Source organism: Streptomyces sp. NPDC008086, assembly GCF_042957325.1.
Lineage (GTDB): Bacteria > Actinomycetota > Actinomycetes > Streptomycetales > Streptomycetaceae > Streptomyces.
This window is the reverse complement of the sequence record NZ_JBIBIA010000009.1, coordinates 485,820-501,019: the sequence shown is the minus strand read 5'-3', so window position 1 is coordinate 501,019 and position 15,200 is coordinate 485,820. Positions and strand designations below refer to the sequence as shown.

16 protein-coding genes and 1 pseudogene are annotated in these 15,200 nt (G+C 72.2%); 10 read left to right on the top strand and 7 right to left on the bottom strand.

Annotation, left to right across the window (positions count from 1 at the left end; translation table 11 throughout):
- Positions 1-8 precede the first annotated feature (8 nt).
- The 3 genes from ACFZBP_RS32270 to ACFZBP_RS32260 are packed head-to-tail and all read left to right on the top strand — an operon-like array spanning position 9 to position 2,497.
- Positions 9-725 (top strand): NUDIX domain-containing protein, encoded by a 717-nt coding sequence (locus ACFZBP_RS32270; RefSeq protein WP_391418296.1) that lies wholly within the window; start codon positions 9-11, stop codon positions 723-725.
- Positions 722-1,744: an ADP-ribosylglycohydrolase family protein gene (locus ACFZBP_RS32265; protein WP_391418202.1), complete on the top strand. Its 1,023-nt coding sequence runs from the start codon at positions 722-724 to the stop codon at positions 1,742-1,744. The genes ACFZBP_RS32270 and ACFZBP_RS32265 overlap by 4 nt, the downstream gene beginning before the upstream one ends.
- A 3-nt stretch (positions 1,745-1,747) precedes the next feature.
- The gene (locus tag ACFZBP_RS32260) at positions 1,748-2,497 is read left to right on the top strand and encodes a DNA polymerase beta superfamily protein (protein ID WP_383449899.1); all 750 of its coding nucleotides are present in this window, start codon (positions 1,748-1,750) and stop codon (positions 2,495-2,497) included.
- On the opposite strand, the gene ACFZBP_RS32255 is transcribed toward ACFZBP_RS32260, so the two are convergent.
- From ACFZBP_RS32255 to ACFZBP_RS32245, 3 genes and pseudogenes are all read right to left on the bottom strand, one after another.
- Positions 2,423-3,166 carry a DNA polymerase beta superfamily protein gene (locus ACFZBP_RS32255; RefSeq protein ID WP_391418197.1) on the bottom strand — a complete coding sequence of 248 codons (744 nt, stop codon included), beginning with the start codon at positions 3,164-3,166 and terminating at the stop codon, positions 2,423-2,425. The two genes, ACFZBP_RS32260 and ACFZBP_RS32255, sit on opposite strands and share 75 nt — an antisense overlap.
- Before the next feature lie 21 nt (positions 3,167-3,187).
- On the bottom strand, positions 3,188-3,640 hold the full coding sequence (locus ACFZBP_RS32250) for a Rieske 2Fe-2S domain-containing protein (RefSeq protein ID WP_391418193.1): 453 nt from the start codon (positions 3,638-3,640) through the stop codon (positions 3,188-3,190).
- Positions 3,637-3,807 (bottom strand): annotated as a pseudogene (locus ACFZBP_RS32245) (DUF6529 family protein); the annotation flags it as partial. The pseudogene ACFZBP_RS32245 and the gene ACFZBP_RS32250, both read right to left, overlap by 4 nt.
- 115 nt (positions 3,808-3,922) lie before the next feature.
- Between ACFZBP_RS32245 and aroH the strand changes: the two are divergent.
- From aroH to der, 5 genes are all read left to right on the top strand, one after another.
- Complete coding sequence (gene aroH, locus ACFZBP_RS32240; protein WP_062724417.1) at positions 3,923-4,291, top strand: chorismate mutase; 369 nt, start codon at positions 3,923-3,925, stop codon at positions 4,289-4,291.
- Entirely contained in the window at positions 4,288-5,373 is a 1,086-nt protein-coding gene (locus tag ACFZBP_RS32235) for a prephenate dehydrogenase (protein WP_383449901.1), read from the top strand. Before aroH ends, ACFZBP_RS32235 begins: the two co-directional genes overlap by 4 nt.
- Before the next feature lie 292 nt (positions 5,374-5,665).
- Positions 5,666-6,352 (top strand): (d)CMP kinase, encoded by a 687-nt coding sequence (gene cmk, locus ACFZBP_RS32230; RefSeq protein ID WP_383449902.1) that lies wholly within the window; start codon positions 5,666-5,668, stop codon positions 6,350-6,352.
- Positions 6,353-6,405: 53 nt separating this feature from the next.
- A complete protein-coding gene (locus ACFZBP_RS32225) occupies positions 6,406-7,008 on the top strand; it encodes a 1-acyl-sn-glycerol-3-phosphate acyltransferase (protein WP_391418294.1) in 603 nt (200 codons plus the stop codon).
- Between the two features lie 73 nt (positions 7,009-7,081).
- Positions 7,082-8,560 carry a ribosome biogenesis GTPase Der gene (gene der, locus ACFZBP_RS32220; protein WP_391418186.1) on the top strand — a complete coding sequence of 493 codons (1,479 nt, stop codon included), beginning with the start codon at positions 7,082-7,084 and terminating at the stop codon, positions 8,558-8,560.
- Positions 8,561-8,640: 80 nt separating this feature from the next.
- On the opposite strand, the gene ACFZBP_RS32215 is transcribed toward der, so the two are convergent.
- Both ACFZBP_RS32215 and ACFZBP_RS32210 read right to left on the bottom strand, forming a co-directional pair.
- A complete protein-coding gene (locus ACFZBP_RS32215; protein WP_383449904.1) occupies positions 8,641-8,991 on the bottom strand; it encodes a hypothetical protein in 351 nt (116 codons plus the stop codon).
- 80 nt (positions 8,992-9,071) lie between these two features.
- On the bottom strand, positions 9,072-9,854 hold the full coding sequence (locus ACFZBP_RS32210) for a hypothetical protein (protein ID WP_391418182.1): 783 nt from the start codon (positions 9,852-9,854) through the stop codon (positions 9,072-9,074).
- Positions 9,855-10,390: 536 nt separating this feature from the next.
- Here ACFZBP_RS32210 and ACFZBP_RS32205 point away from each other — a divergent pair.
- Together ACFZBP_RS32205 and ACFZBP_RS32200 are read left to right on the top strand one after the other, a co-directional pair.
- On the top strand, positions 10,391-11,062 hold the full coding sequence (locus tag ACFZBP_RS32205; RefSeq protein WP_391418180.1) for a transglycosylase family protein: 672 nt from the start codon (positions 10,391-10,393) through the stop codon (positions 11,060-11,062).
- Positions 11,063-11,178: 116 nt separating this feature from the next.
- Entirely contained in the window at positions 11,179-11,784 is a 606-nt protein-coding gene (locus tag ACFZBP_RS32200) for a transglycosylase family protein (RefSeq protein WP_391418177.1), read from the top strand.
- Here the strand turns inward: ACFZBP_RS32200 and ACFZBP_RS32195 are convergent.
- Positions 11,717-12,412, bottom strand: coding sequence for an ATP-binding cassette domain-containing protein (locus tag ACFZBP_RS32195; protein WP_391418173.1), 696 nt, complete (start codon positions 12,410-12,412; stop codon positions 11,717-11,719). The two genes, ACFZBP_RS32200 and ACFZBP_RS32195, sit on opposite strands and share 68 nt — an antisense overlap.
- Positions 12,409-15,195 carry an ATP-binding cassette domain-containing protein gene (locus ACFZBP_RS32190; RefSeq protein ID WP_391418168.1) on the bottom strand — a complete coding sequence of 929 codons (2,787 nt, stop codon included), beginning with the start codon at positions 15,193-15,195 and terminating at the stop codon, positions 12,409-12,411. The genes ACFZBP_RS32195 and ACFZBP_RS32190 overlap by 4 nt, the downstream gene beginning before the upstream one ends.
- Positions 15,196-15,200 lie beyond the last annotated feature (5 nt).

Below are 15,200 nucleotides of genomic sequence, written 5' to 3'. Positions count from 1 at the left end.
TCATGGGCATGGACTACGACAAGTACGCGCACGAACCCTTCGCCGTCACCGCCGACCTCGCCGTCCTCACCCTCCGCGACGGCGCCCTGCACGTCCTGCTCGTGGAGCGCGGGCAGGAGCCCTACAAGGGCCACTGGGCCTTGCCCGGCGGCTTCGTGCAGCCCGACGAGTCGGCGGAGACGGCGGCCCGGCGTGAACTCGCCGAGGAGACGGGCCTGTCGGACGTCTCCGGGCTGCACCTGGAGCAGCTGCGGACCTACAGCGAGCCCGACCGCGACCCCCGGATGCGCGTCGTCACGGTCGCCTTCACCGCCCTGCTGCCCCACCCTCCCGAACCGCACGGCGGCAGCGACGCGGCCCAGGCGCGCTGGGTGCCGTACGACACGGCCGGTCCCCTCGCCTTCGACCACGACCGGATCCTGGCCGACGCCCATGACCGCGTCGGCGCCAAGCTGGAGTACACCGGCCTCGCCACCGCCTTCTGCCCGCCCGAGTTCACGCTCGGCGAGCTGCAACGGGTCTACGAGACGGTGTGGGGCACCGCCCTCGACCGGCCCAACTTCCGCCGCAAGGTCCTCGCCACGCCGGGCTTCGTCGAAGCCGTGCCCGGCGCCGCCCGGCTCACCGGCGGCCGCGGCAAACCGGCCGCGCTGTACCGCGCGGGCACCGCCGCCACCCTCCACCCGCCCCTGCTGCGGCCCACCCCGGAAGGACGCCCCGCATGACCACGACCACCGTCCGCAAGCGCGCCGCCACCGGCTCCCTGCTCGGCCTCGCCCTCGGGGACGCGCTCGGCTTCCCGACCGAGTTCAACGACGTGCCCTCGATCCTCGCCAAGTGCGGGCCGTGGGCGTCGATGGAGCTGCCCGCACCGGCGATCGTCACCGACGACACGCAGATGACGCTGGCCTTGGGGAAGGGGCTGCGGACGGCGACGGACCTGGGTGTGCTCGGGCCCGAGGCGATGGTGGAGCCGGTGCGCGCGGAGTTCATCGCGTGGAATCGCTCACCGGAGAACAACCGCGCCCCAGGCAACACCTGCCTCAGGGCCTGCGACCTCCTGGAGCGCACGGACCTGCCCTGGCAGGACGCCAGCCAGATCGGCTCCAAGGGCTGCGGTGCAAACATGCGCGTGGCGCCGGTCGGGCTCGTCCCGGGGCTGAGCGACGAACAGCGGGCGGGCGCCGCCCAGTTGCAGGCCGCCCTCACCCACGGACATCCGACGGCGCTCGCCGCCTCCGACCTGACCGCCCACGCCGTACGCCTCCTCGCACAGGGCGCGGAACCGACCGGACTGGTCGGGCTGCTGCGGTCGTACGCCCTGGAGAACCGCGGCCACTACCACGAGCGCTGGCTCGGCGACCTGTGGACGCGCAGCCAGGACCCGACGCCCGAGCACTTCATCGCGCGCGGCTGGGACGAGTGCCTGGCAGTCCTGGACCGGCTCCAAAAGGCCGTGCGGACCGTCTCGCCCGAAACCGACCCGTGCCTGACGACCGGTGCGGGCTGGATCGCGGAGGAGGCCCTGGCCACCGGGCTGCTCTGCTTCCTCTGGTTCGTCGACGAGCCGCTGACGGCCCTGCGGCGGGCCGCCTGCACCTCCGGCGACTCGGACTCGATCGCGTGCCTCGCCGGCGCGTTCGCGGGCGCCCACCTCGGGGCCGACGCCTGGCCGACGGAGTGGGCGGACCGGATCGAGTACCGGGGTGACCTGCTGACCCTCGGGGCGCTCTGGGACGCTTGACGGATGATCGACGCCCTGGACATCGACCTCGCGCCCGTCATCGCCGAGCAGCCCGACCCGGTGCTGTTCGCGACGGTATCCGGCGCCCATCTGTACGGCTTCCCCTCGCGCGACTCGGACGTCGACCTGCGCGGCGTGCACCTGCTGCCCACCGCCGACCTCGTCGGGCTGCGGGAGCCGGACGAGACGCGGTCGCGGATGTGGGTGCGGGACGGCGTCGAGATGGACCTGGTCACCCACGACCTGCGCAAGTTCGTACGGCTGATGCTGCGCCGCAACGGCTATGTCCTGGAGCAGCTGCTCTCGCCGCTCGTCGTGCACACCACGGACGCCCACCGGGAGCTGGCCGGGCTGGCGCCGGGCGTGCTCACCAGCCATCACGCCCATCACTACCGCGGCTTCGGCAATACGCAGTGGCGGCTGTTCGAGAAGACCGGCGAGCTGAAGCCGCTGCTCTACACTTTCCGGGTGCTGCTCACCGGCATCCATCTGATGCGCAGTGGCGAGGTGCAGCCGCATCTGCCGACGCTGATCGGGGAAGTCGACGCCCCGGGCTATGTGCCGGAGCTGATCACCGCCAAGGCCGAGCAGGAGCACGGCGCCGCCGACGTCGACCACGCGCGCGTGGCGGCCGACGTGGAGCGGCTGCACGGCGCGCTGGACGAGGCGCAGGCCGCCTCAGTGCTGCCGGATGCCCCGACCGCCCACGACGCCCTGCACGCCTTCGTCGTACGGGCCCGGCTGGAGGGCTGACGCGCGGCGGACGCCGATCAGGAAGTCCTCGACCCGGCGGCGGTCCGGCTCGGCCGGGAGCGGGCTGTGGCGGGCGGCCTCCTCCGCCTCCCGCGCCAGCCGGTTCATCCGGGTCTCCACCTGCGGCCACGGGACCTCGCCGCGCTTCACCTCCAGCAGCGGCTCGCGCTGGTCGCCGACGTCGATCGTGAGCCGGCCGGTGCGCAGCAGGTCGCGGGCGCTCGTCAGAAGGCGCAGGAGGTGCATCGCGTGCTTCCAGCGCGGGGCGCCGTGGGAGCGGACGTCCGCCTCCAGCTTCTTGCGCTGGCCGAGCGCGTAACGCGTGAACGTCTCCAGGGCCTGCCGGGACAGGAACGCCCCGCGCAGGGCGAGCAGCTGGCGGCCCGTGTCGTCGGCGTACTCCACGAGCGGGGAGTGCAGGCACTCCAGGATGTTCGGGTTGGCGCGCAGGGCCAGCTCGCAGAAGCGTTCCAGCTCCCAGCTGAACTGCTCCTCCAGCGGGCCGTCGACATGCGTCGGCGGCTTGTCGAAGCGCCAGAAGAGGGACGTCGGGGCGAGGAAGACGCCGCGGCGGTCGGTGTCGCTGTCGTCCGTCGCCAGGCCGAAGGCGCGCGAGCCCATCACACAGGCGTAGATCGTGTGGTCGCGGACCAGCGTCTCGGGGCGCATGCCCGGAGCGTACGCGGCGGATCAGACCAGGCGGATCGAATTTCCGTCCACGGTGATCTTCTTCTCGGGCAGCGGACGCGTCGCCGGCGGATGGGCCACCGAGCCGTCCGTGATGTTGAACTTGCTGCCGTGGCACGGGCAGTTGATCGTGCCGTCCGCGACCGTCGCGACCGTGCACTGCTGATGCGTGCAGATGGCGGAGAACCCCTTGAACTGGCCGGTCTCCGGCTGGGTCACCACCACCTTGTCGTCGGCGAAGATCTTGCCGCCGCCCACCGGGATCTCGGACGTGGTGCCCAGCTCCTTGCCTTCCTGGCCGGTCTGACCGTCCTGGTCGTCCTGGCCGGGGGAGGTGGTGGAGGTCGAGACGGAGTCGCCGTTGCCGTCGGAATCGCCACAGCCCGCGACGAGCGCCGTCGCGCCTGTCGCGCCCGTCGCGATGAGGATCGTGCGCCGCGTCGGACGGTAGGTCATGTCGTCACTCCGAAAGTGCGGAAGAACCAGAGGGCGGAAGAACCCGGGGGGCGGAGGAACCAGAGGGCGCCGGGAAGTCGCTCCGAGCGGAGCAACAGCATCCTTGCACTGAAAGCACCGAAGAAGAAGCAACCTGGGGCAGAGTGCAGGAAAACGCGCGTCTCGTGCATCCGGCCGGCGGGGCGGGCTGTCTCAGCGGGCGGGCGAGACGGGTCAGGCTCACCCGGGCTGACTAGGCTGGACAGCCGAACAGTGATCCGTACGTCAGCAAGGAGCAGCGCCGTGGCGGTACGAGCGGTCCGGGGGGCCGTCCAACTGGAGCGGGACGAGGCCGGCCACATGGACGAGCAGGTCGGTGCCCTGCTCACCGCGATCCTTGAGCGGAACGACCTCACCGCGGACGACCTGATCAGCGTCTGGTTCACGGCCACGCCCGACCTGCACAGCGACTTCCCGGCGGCCGCCGCCCGCAAGCTCGGCAGCGGCTTCGCCGACGTACCCCTGATCTGCGCCCAGGAACTGGACATCGAGGGCGCCATGCCCCGGGTCGTACGGGTCCTCGCGCACATCGAGTCCGACAAGCCCCGCGCCGACATCGCGCACGTCTACCTCGGCGCCGCGGCCGCCCTGCGCAAGGACATCGCCCAGTGAGAACCGCACTCGTCATCGGCACCGGCCTCATCGGTACGTCCGCCGCCCTCGCGCTGGCCGGGCGGGGCGTCACCGTCCACCTCGCCGACCACGACCCCGAGCAGGCCCGGACGGCCGCCGCGCTCGGCGCGGGAACGGACGAGGCGCCCGAGGGCCCCGTGGACCTCGCGATCGTCGCCGCCCCGCCCGCGCACGTGGCCGGCGTACTCGCCGACGTCATGCGCCGGGGCGCGGCCCGCGGCTACCTCGACGTGGCCAGCGTCAAGGGCGGGCCGCGCCGTGAGCTGGAGGCGCTCGGGCTCGACCTGTCGTCGTACATCGGCACGCATCCCATGTCGGGCCGTGAGAAGTCCGGTCCGCTGGCCGCGACGGGCGACCTCTTCGAGGGGCGGCCCTGGGTGCTGACGCCGACCCGGGACACCGACACCGAGGTGCTGAACCTCGCCCTGGAGCTGGTCTCGCACTGCCGCGCCGTGCCGGTCGTGATGGACGCCGACGCCCACGACCGCGCGGTCGCGCTCGTGTCCCACATGCCGCATCTGGTGTCCAGCATGGTCGCCGCGCGGCTGGAGAACGCCGAGGAGGCGGCCGTACGGCTGTGCGGTCAGGGCATCCGTGATGTGACGCGGATCGCGGCGTCCGATCCCGGGATGTGGATCGACATCCTCTCCGCGAACCCCGGGCCCGTCGCCGACCTGCTCACGGATGTCGCCGCCGACCTCGAGGAGACGGTGCGGGCGCTGCGGGCCCTGCAGTCCTCCGACGAGGACAAGCGAGTGGAGGGGACGGCCGGTATCGAGGGCGTGCTGCGGCGGGGGAACGCGGGGCAGGTGCGGGTGCCCGGCAAGCACGGGGCCGCTCCGCGGGTCTACGAGGTGGTCGCCGTGCTCATCGACGACCAGCCGGGGCAGCTGGCTCGGATCTTCGCGGATGCCGGGCGGGCCGGGGTCAACATCGAGGACGTGCGGATCGAGCATGCGACGGGGCAGCAGGCCGGTCTGGTGCAGCTGATGGTGGAGCCCAAGGCAGCGCCCGTCCTGTCGGCGTCGTTGCGGGAGCGGGGCTGGGCCATCCGGCAGTAGCGGATTCCCGCCCCCGCCGCCCCTACCCGTCCCATCCCTGGGGGCTGCGCCCCCAGACCCCCGCAATCGGCCCTTCGGGCCTCGTCCTCAAACGCCGGACGGGCTGAAGTACTCAGCCCCTCCGGCGTTTGAGGAGCGGGTTCTGGGGCGGAGCCCCAGAAGGAGGGGACGGGTAGGGGCGGCGGGGGCGAACCCTGGGCGGCCGGACGAGTGAGTTGAACCCAGTAACCTTGTGCGGGGCGCCCTCGCGTCCCCGCACTCCCGTCACACCGCATCTGGAAGGTGTCCCCCCGTGGAAAACGGTGCCGCCAAGCCCGTGATTGTCGCCATCGACGGCCCCTCCGGCACGGGCAAGTCGAGCACGTCGAAGGCCGTTGCCGCGCAGCTGGGGCTGAGCTACCTGGACACCGGTGCCCAGTACCGGGCGATCACCTGGTGGATGGTGACCAACGGGATCGACATCGAGGACCCGTCCGCCATCGCCGCCGTGGCAGGCAAGCCCGAGATCGTCTCCGGCACCGAGCCGGGCAACCCGACGATCACGGTGGACGGCACCGACGTGGGCGGGCCGATCCGCACCCAGGAGGTCACCTCCAAGGTCAGCGCGGTCAGTGCCGTGCCGGAGGTGCGGGCACGGATCACCGAGCTGCAGCGCTCCCTGGCCAGGTCCGCGGAGATCGGCATGGTCGTCGAGGGCCGTGACATCGGCACGACCGTGCTGCCCGACGCCGACCTGAAGATCTTCCTCACCGCCTCCCCGGAGGCCCGCGCCGCCCGCCGCAGCGGTGAGCTGAAGGGTGCCGACGTCAACGCGACCCGGGAGGCGCTGATCAAGCGGGACGCGGCCGACTCCAGCCGCAAGACCTCGCCGCTCGCCAAGGCCGACGACGCGGTCGAGGTGGACACCACCGAGCTCACCCTGCCGCAGGTCATCGAGTGCGTCGTCACGCTCGTCGAGGAGAAGCGGGCGGGGAAGTGACACAGGCTTCGGAGCGGGGCGCCGAGGTCGGGCGGAGGATCGGCGTCGGCCTGATGTACGGGCTGTGGAAGCCGCGCGTGCTCGGCGCCTGGAAGGTGCCCGCGAGCGGTCCGGTGATCTTCGCCGTCAACCACTCGCACAACATAGACGGCCCGATGGTCATGGGCGTGGCGCCCCGGCCGACGCACTTCCTGATCAAGAAGGAGGCGTTCGTCGGCCCGCTGGACCCGTTCCTGACCGGGATCGGCCAGCTGAAGGTGGACCGCGAGACCACCGACCGTACGGCGATCACCCGGGCCCTCGACGTCCTGTCGGCCGGCGGTGTCCTCGGGATCTTCCCGGAGGGCACCCGCGGCGAGGGCGACTTCGCCTCCCTGCGTGCCGGGCTCGCCTACTTCGCCGTGCGCAGCGGGGCGCCCATCGTCCCGGTCGCCGTGCTGGGAAGTTCCGAGAAGCGGGGACGGTTGATGAAGGGGCTGCCTCCGCTGCGCAGCCGTGTCGACGTCGTCTTCGGCGACCCCTTCGAGGCGGGCGACGGCAGCGGACGACGTACGCGCAAGGCCCTGGACGAGGCGACCGAGCGCATCCAGAAGCAGCTCGCCGCGCACCTGGAAAACGCCAGGCGGCTGACCGGTCGCCGGGCGACACTGGACTGACTGAGTAGTGGATCGGCCGGGGGACACCCGGTGTTCCACCGATCACCACGATGAACGACGAGGTACGGACTTCATGAACGACCACATCCACTCCGAGGGCTCGCTCGAAGAGCACGACCACGGAGAGCTTGGCGATGCCGAGTACGCGGAGTTCATGGAGCTCGCCGCGGAAGAGGGCTTCGACCTCGAGGACGTCGAGGGCGCGATCGAAGCGGCCGGTCACGGTCCGCTTCCCGTGCTCGCCGTCGTCGGACGGCCCAATGTCGGCAAGTCGACTCTCGTCAACCGGATCATCGGGCGCCGCGAGGCCGTCGTCGAGGACAAGCCCGGCGTCACCCGCGACCGCGTGACCTACGAGGCCGAGTGGGCCGGGCGCCGCTTCAAGGTCGTCGACACCGGCGGCTGGGAGCAGGACGTCCTCGGCATCGACGCCTCCGTGGCCGCGCAGGCCGAGTACGCCATCGAGGCCGCCGACGCCGTCGTGTTCGTCGTCGACGCCAAGGTCGGCGCCACCGACACCGACGAGGCGGTCGTACGACTGCTGCGCAAGGCCGGCAAGCCCGTGGTGCTGGCCGCCAACAAGGTCGACGGACCCAGCGGTGAGGCCGACGCCACGTACCTGTGGTCGCTCGGTCTCGGCGAGCCGCACCCCGTGTCCGCCCTGCACGGCCGCGGCACCGGCGACATGCTGGACGCCGTCCTGGAGGCGCTGCCGGACGCCCCCGCGCAGACCTTCGGCGGCGCCGGGGTCGGCGGCCCGCGCCGTATCGCGCTCATCGGCCGCCCGAACGTCGGCAAGTCCTCCCTGCTCAACAAGGTGGCGGGCGAGGAGCGCGTCGTCGTCAACGAACTGGCCGGCACCACCCGTGACCCGGTCGACGAGCTCATCGAACTGGGCGGCGTCACCTGGAAGTTCGTCGACACGGCCGGCATCCGCAAGCGCGTCCACCTCCAGCAGGGCGCGGACTACTACGCCTCGCTGCGCACCGCGGCCGCCGTCGAGAAGGCCGAGGTGGCGGTCATCCTGATCGACGCCGCCGAGTCCATCTCGGTCCAGGACCAGCGGATCGTGACGATGGCCGTCGAGGCCGGACGCGCGATGGTCATCGCCTACAACAAGTGGGACACCCTCGACGAGGAGCGCCGCTACTACCTGGAGCGGGAGATCGAGACCGAGTTCGGCCAGGTCGCCTGGGCGCCGCGGGTCAACGTCTCCGCACGTACCGGCCGGCACATGGAGAAGCTGGTCCCCGCGATCGAGACCGCCCTCGCCGGCTGGGAGACCCGTGTCCCGACGGGCCGCCTCAACGCCTTCCTCGGCGAGCTGGTCGCCGCCCACCCGCACCCGATCCGGGGCGGCAAGCAGCCGCGCATCCTCTTCGGCACCCAGGCCGGCACCAAGCCGCCGCGGTTCGTCCTCTTCGCCTCCGGCTTCATCGAGGCGGGCTACCGCCGCTTCATCGAACGCCGGCTGCGCGAGGAGTTCGGCTTCGAGGGCACGCCGATCCATATCTCCGTGCGGGTGCGGGAGAAGCGCGGCAAGAAGAAGTAGCGGCGAGCGGCAGCAGCCGACATGACTGAAGGGCGGCCCGGTGAGGGCCGCCCTTCAGTCATGTTCAGCCGCAGTTCCGTTCAGCCTCTGCGGGCCGGCGGCAGCGCGGCCGGGACGTGGTGCATTCCCGTGCCCTGCGAACCGATGTGCCCGACGCGCTGCCACTGCGGCTGCTGGCTGTTGCCGTGCCGGGCGCTGTGGGCCCCCGCGCTGTAGGCGCTGTACGAACTGCTGAACGACCCCGGGCGATGGCCGCCGTACGTGCCGGTACTGCGCTGGATGTTCCCGAACGCGACGAACCCCAGGTCCTCCTCACCGCTGCGATCACCCGGCAGCGAACGGAAGGACTTGACGTACTCGGCGTAGAGCGCGTCGTAGATCGGCGTGGGCGAGGGACTGCCCTGGTGGCGGGGAACGTCGTATGCATGCACGTATGTCCAAACGACCCCGGGCCTCATGAGATGCGGTCAGGCAGGGCCTTTAGGGGCGCGGCGCCGTGTCGTGGGCGCGATCACGTCCCCGCGAGCGGCAACGCAGCTCCCACCAACTTCCCGTTCGCCGCCGCCTTGTCCAGCGCGTCCCGCAGCAGATCCTCCCGGGGCTGGCGCCCGATGGACCCCACGGGCGCGGCGAACATCAACACCTGCTGGTGCTTGTTCGCGGCGGCCCGCCAGCCGTCGGTCACCTGAAGCGGCTGATGCGCCTGCCACCAGGCGACCGGCTGGCTCCCGTTCGGCCCCGGCTGCAGCACCGCGTGCAGCTGCCCCATCGCCAGCAGCACCGACCAGCCGTGCAGCACCGGCGGCACGTCGGCCAGCTCCGTCACCGGCATGAACCCCTGCTCGATGAGCAGCGGCAGGAAGTCGTCCCCGGCGTCGACCGCCCCGGGGCGCACGATGGGCCCGGTCGGCTCCACGACCAGGGCGGGGTGCAGCTCCCCGGCGATCAGCACCAGCCCGCTGGTCACGCCGAGCACGGCCTGCTCCGGGACGATCGTCTCCGGCTCCAGGTCGACGCGGTCGCCGGTGATGGACTTCACCGCGCCCCGCAACTGCTCCTCGGTGACCTGGACGACCTGGGAGGGCAGGCAGGTGGCGTGGGCGAAGGCGAGCACGGCGGTCTCGTCCCCGATGAACAGGACGGTGCTGGTGCGCTCCTGTTCGGAGTCGCCCGGGGTGCGGCAGGAGGTGCAGTCGTAACTGCCCGGGGCGTTCTCTCCGGCGAGCAGCCGGTCGGCCTCTTCGTCGCCGATCTCGGCACGTACCTCGTCGCTGACGTCGAGCATGCGCGGCACGGGGGGCTCCCTCGGGATGTGGCGTGGCGGGACCGGGTGGCTCCCGGCCCGTGAACCGGGCGGGTCCCGGGCTCATGAAGAAGACAACGGACGATCTGTGGCGGGAGTCACGCACCACGGCGAACGGAATCGAACCATCCATCGCGCACCGTCACGCCCGGTGCGGAATCGCCCACTCACGGTCAACTCCTCGGAAATCCAAGGAAGTTGGTTGCGTGGGGTGTGTCACAGATCGTCGGAGGGGGTGGTCGACAAATCCTGAAATCAGCGAATGAAGTGGGTGGCCGAAAATCGCCGATACCTGGGGTAACGGCGAACTGGCCTGGAACGACAAGGAGTTGGTTGATGCCGACCGGCCGCTGTCCCTAGATTCCTCGGCCGTGTGCAACGAGCACCGCTCGGGTACGTCCGCCGAACCGCACCAGCCAGCGCACAGCACCACCTCCGGCGGACGGGGCAGCGTCGCTCACCCGCCCCATGGCGTGGTGAGCGGCGCCCAGCCTTGGGGGACCCCGAGCGCTTCGAGAGGGAACTACATGTCCGAATGTGCCGATAACACGCGCGACAACACTCGCAAGGCGCCGAAGGCTTCGGCTCCGAACGGGAACCGGACCCGTACGACGGCGGTCCTCGCCGGAGCGGCACTGCTCGCTCCGCTCGGGCTGCTGGCCGCGACCGGCAACGCCGCAGCGGCGGACAGCGCAGTGTGGGACCGCATCGCCCAGTGCGAGAGCGGCGGCAACTGGCACATCAACACCGGCAACGGCTACTACGGTGGACTGCAGTTCGCCGCATCCACCTGGCGCGCCTACGGCGGCACGGCCTACGCGCCGACGGCCGACCGGGCGAGCAAGGACCAGCAGATCGCCGTGGCCACCAAGGTGCAGCGCGCCCAGGGATGGGGCGCGTGGCCGACCTGTTCGGCCCGGGCCGGAGCGTCCGGGAGCGCACCCGCGGCCTCCGCCGCGGGATCGGCGCCCTCCGCGACCGAGGCGGCCCCGTCCGCTTCCGCACCGACGCCGGAGCGTTCGGCGGGGCACACCAACCGCAGCGCGTCCCGCGGCGACTACACCGTCCGTGCGGGCGACACGCTGAGCGGCATCGCCGCCCGCCACGGGACCACCTGGCGGCAGCTCTACACCGTCAACAAGTCCGTCATCGGCACTGATCCCCACCTGATCGTGCCCGGGCAGCGTCTCGAACTCTGAGTGTCGCTCCCTGCCCAGGGCACCGTGCCCCGCCTGGTCCGCCGACCGGGTGGGGCACCCGCGTCCGTCGGACGCGCCGCCCCGGAAGGTCGCAATAAGCTGCCTAGCGTGCTCATATGAAATGCACACCGCTCAAGATCGTCCTGGCCGCCGCCCTGTTCACCGCCGTGGCCCCGGGAACGTCGAACGCCACGCACGCGCCGAACGCCACGCAGGTGACGCGTCCGTCGCACGCCACGCACGCGACACACACTGCGCGCGCCACACATGCGACACGCGCAAGCCATACGGCGCCCCGACCGGCCTACGGACCGCCGCCCAAACGCGTGGCGTACGAGTGTGCCAAGGACCAATGGCCCTGGGGCTGTGTCGCCCAGTGCGAGAGCGGCGGGAACTGGCACATCAACACCGGCAACGGACACTACGGGGGACTGCAGTTCTCGCAGCAGACCTGGGAGGGCTTCGGCGGGGGCAGGTACGCCGCGCGCGCCGATCTCGCCAGCCGCCAGCAGCAGATCGCCATCGCCCGGAAGGTGGTGGCCTCGCAGGGCTGGGGAGCCTGGCCGCACTGCTCCAGACGGTACGGGCTCAAGGGCCGTATGGAGCTGGGGACACCCGGTGTCCTGGAGCGGCTGACCGCGAAGGCGACGGTGGTCATCCGGAAGGGCTCGACCCGGTTCGGCGCGCGACACGGCGCTCCCATTCGCCCGCCTCGCCGCTGAACACGACCGCGCCGCGCCGCAGTTCGTGGACGAGAGCCGCCCGGCCGTGCAGGACGGGCGGCAGCCGTTGCTCGGCGACGACCACGCACGCGTGGAGTTCGCTCAGCAGTCTGTACGTGTGCGCGGCCACCGTGGGTGACATGCCCTGTGTGGGCTCGTCCACGAGCACGACACGCGCGCGTGCCGACAGGGCGCGGGAGAGTGCGAGCATGCGTTGCTCGCCGCCGGACAGGGTGCCGGCGCGGTGGGCCAGAAGGGGTTCGAGGCCGGGATAGGCGTCGAGGGCGATGTCGTACGAACCGGCCGTGAGTTCGAGGTGCTCGCGCACGGTGAGGGAGGCGAACACCGCCTGTCGTTCGGGGACCAGGCACAGTCCGCGGCGGGCCCTCTCGTGCGCGGGCACATGGGTCACGTCGGTGCCGTCCCAGACCACCGCGCCGCCGGACAGGGGCACGGTTCCGGCGAGGGCCCGCAGGGCGGTCGTACGGCCGGAGCCGTTGCGGCCCAGCAGGACGGTGAGGCCGGGGCCGGGGGCGGTGAGGGTGACGCCGTGGAGGGCCTCCAACGGGCCGTAGCGCACGCGCGCGTCGCGCAGGGAGATCTTGGTCGTGGGCGGGGGAGTGGTCATGCGGGGGTCTCCTGGGAGGCCGCCGCGTCGAGGACGCGGTCGGGAGGGCCCGAGGCGACGATGCGGCCCGCAGCCATGACGTGCACGGTGTCGGCGAGGTCGGCGACGAGGTCCAGGTCGTGTTCGACGACCAGCAGGGCCATGCCGTCTGCGGCGAGGGTCTTCAGGACGCGGGTCAGTGCGGCTACTTCGGCGGTGTCGAGGCCGGCGGTGGGTTCGTCGAGGAGCAGGACGCGCGGGTTGCCCGCGAGGGCCCTGGCCAGTTCTACGCGTCTCAGTGTGCCGGTGGGGAGGTCTGCGGCGGGGAGGGTTCTCACGGGGCCGTCGAGGCCCAGGAGGCGGAGGGAACGCTCTACGGCGGACGGGTCTCGGGTTCTTCCCTGTTCCGCGCCTACGCGGACGTTTTCGGTGACGGTCAGTGAGGGGAAGACGGCTAGTTGCTGGAAGGTGCGGGCGATGCCGAGACGCGTGCGGGTGTGTGCGGGGAGGCGGGTGATGTCGTGGGGGCCCAGATGGACTTGGCCGTGGGTGGGGTGGTGGGTGCCGGCGAGGCAGTGGAACAGGGTTGATTTGCCTGCGCCGTTGGGGCCGATGATGGCGGTGATCCTGCCGGGTGGGACGGTGACGGTTACGTCGTTGAGGGCGGTGAAGCCGTTGTAGTGGGCCTGGAGGTGGTGGGTGGTGAGGGTGCTCGTTCTGGGGGCGGGGGTGTGGGTGGGCACGCGGCCTTCGGCCGCGTTGGAGGTCCCACCCGCACCGTCCGTGCGGCTTTCGTCGTCGGGTGCGGGTGGCCCTTGTGGGGGTTCGGCGCCGCCGGCGGCTGCCGCCCGGTGGGGGGTCGCTGCCGGGCCGGGGCCTGTGAGTCCGTCCGGAGCGGGGGGTGTCCTCGCCACGTCTGCCGCTGTCAGCCCCGTCAAGGTCCGCGGTTGCGTGACCCCACGCCCTACCGGCCGCAACCGCCGACGCACCCTCACCCCTGCCTCCGTCAAGCCCGGCCTCCGTCTCCTCCGCGACCGCCACGCCTCGTACGGGCCCCCGGGGAAGCGGCCCACCAGTACTGCCAGGACGCCGATCAGGGCCGCTGCCACGCCGCCGCGGGTGCCTGCGTCGAGGCCGACCAGGAGGGCTGCGGCGGCCAGGGCGCCCAGGGTGCTGTCGGCGCCGAGGACGATGACCGCGGCGAACCAGAGGAGGCCGCGGACGGGGTCGTACGCGGACGGGTCGAAGGCGCGCAGGCCCATGCCGAGCAGGCCGCCGCCGAGGGCCGCGAGGGCGGCACCGACGACGAAGGCCAGGAGCTTGAGGGAGGGGACCTGGACGCCTGCCGCCGACGCCCCGGACTCGTGGTCGCGCATGGCGGCCAGGGCCCGGCCGATGCGGCCCCCGCGCAGCAGCCAGGTCATGAGGAGGGCGGCGCCCAGGAGCAGCAGTTCGAGGACGTAGTACGCGCGGTCGCCCTCGAAGCCCGTCGGGCGGCCCAGGGACAGGCCCGAGATCGCGTACGGCTGGGCGAAGACGAAGCGGCTCACGCCGACGCCGACCGCGAAGGTCACCAGCGCCAGCGCCAGGCCCCGGCGGCTGATCGCGGGCCAGCCGGTGAGCAGGCCCAGGGGAGCCACCAGGACGACCGCCAGCGCCAGGGCCGCGAGCTCCGGCAGGCGGGGCAGGCCCGGGAAGCGGCCCGCCGCCAGCAGGGCGGTGAACAGGGCGCCGAGTCCCGCGTACGCGGCCTGGCCGAGGGAGATCTGGCCCCCGCGGCCCGTGACGACCACCAGGGAGAGCAGCACCACGGCCAGTGCCGGCACCTGCACCGACGTATGCAGGTCCGAGCCCGCGAAGCCGAGGGGCAGGAGGAAGAGCACGAGCGCCACGATCCAGGCGCCCCCAGGTGTCGGTACGCGCGCGGTGGCCGTGCGGGGGAGGGCGTCGCGGGCGCCGACCCGGGGGAGGGCCAGGGCCGCGATCAGCAGGGCGACGACGAAGAGGTTCGTGCTGACGGCTTGGAGGAGGGGGGCGCCCCAGCTGGACGGGTGCAGGCGCGTCAGCTGGCTCTGGGCGACCCCGATCGTCACGGCCGTCAGCACCGCGACCGGCAGGCTGCGCATCCGGGCGGCCACCGCGACCGCGACGACCTCCATGACCAGCAGGGGCATCCCGTACGGGTCGAGACGCACGTACGGCGCCAGCAGGACGCCCGTCAGGCCCGCGGTGAACGAGCCGAACGCCCATCCCGCCGCCGCCACCCGGTCCGCGTCGACGCCCCCGAGGACGGCCAGCTGCCGGTCGTCCACCACGGCACGCAGTTCCCGGCCGAAACGCGTCCAGCGGACGACCGCCGTGACGCCGGCCGCCAGCAGCAGGGCCACCGCCAGCTGACCCCAGGGATCGGCCGACACCAGCTCCGGCGCGTCGTCCCGCGCCCCCTGGCCCCAGAGCAGCACCGCGCCGCCCACCAGCAGCACGAACACGCCGATGGACGCGACCAGGGTCTGCGCCGGGTCGCCGCCCAGGACGGCCAGCGGCCGGAAGACGAACCGTTCCAGCAGCACCCCGATGCCGGGCGCCAGGACCAGCAGTGTCACCGTCGCGCCCGCCCACAGCGGCCAGCCCCACTCGACCACGCAACCGCGCAGCGCGTACGCGCACACCATGGCGATGGCGCCGTGCGCGAAGTTCAGCACGCCGGTCGCCCGGTAGGTGACGACCAGGCCGATCCCGGTGAGCGCGGCGGCGCCGCCGACCGACAGGCCGGCCAGCGTGAGGTCGTAGGTCAGCGAGGACATCGGCG

What these genes read in the sequence shown, in the direction of transcription:
- ACFZBP_RS32200 (WP_391418177.1), top strand. Translation starts at nt 11,179, where the DNA reads ATGAAATGCACACCGCTCAAGATCGTCCTGGCCGCCGCCCTGTTCACC.
- der (WP_391418186.1), top strand. Translation starts at nt 7,082, where the DNA reads ATGAACGACCACATCCACTCCGAGGGCTCGCTCGAAGAGCACGACCAC.
- ACFZBP_RS32250 (WP_391418193.1), bottom strand. Translation starts at nt 3,640, where the DNA reads ATGACCTACCGTCCGACGCGGCGCACGATCCTCATCGCGACGGGCGCG.
- ACFZBP_RS32205 (WP_391418180.1), top strand. Translation starts at nt 10,391, where the DNA reads ATGTCCGAATGTGCCGATAACACGCGCGACAACACTCGCAAGGCGCCG.
- ACFZBP_RS32270 (WP_391418296.1), top strand. Translation starts at nt 9, where the DNA reads ATGGACTACGACAAGTACGCGCACGAACCCTTCGCCGTCACCGCCGAC.
- ACFZBP_RS32195 (WP_391418173.1), bottom strand. Translation starts at nt 12,412, where the DNA reads ATGACCACTCCCCCGCCCACGACCAAGATCTCCCTGCGCGACGCGCGC.
- ACFZBP_RS32265 (WP_391418202.1), top strand. Translation starts at nt 722, where the DNA reads ATGACCACGACCACCGTCCGCAAGCGCGCCGCCACCGGCTCCCTGCTC.
- ACFZBP_RS32255 (WP_391418197.1), bottom strand. Translation starts at nt 3,166, where the DNA reads ATGCGCCCCGAGACGCTGGTCCGCGACCACACGATCTACGCCTGTGTG.
- ACFZBP_RS32225 (WP_391418294.1), top strand. Translation starts at nt 6,406, where the DNA reads ATGTACGGGCTGTGGAAGCCGCGCGTGCTCGGCGCCTGGAAGGTGCCC.
- ACFZBP_RS32260 (WP_383449899.1), top strand. Translation starts at nt 1,748, where the DNA reads ATGATCGACGCCCTGGACATCGACCTCGCGCCCGTCATCGCCGAGCAG.
- ACFZBP_RS32190 (WP_391418168.1), bottom strand. Translation starts at nt 15,195, where the DNA reads ATGTCCTCGCTGACCTACGACCTCACGCTGGCCGGCCTGTCGGTCGGC.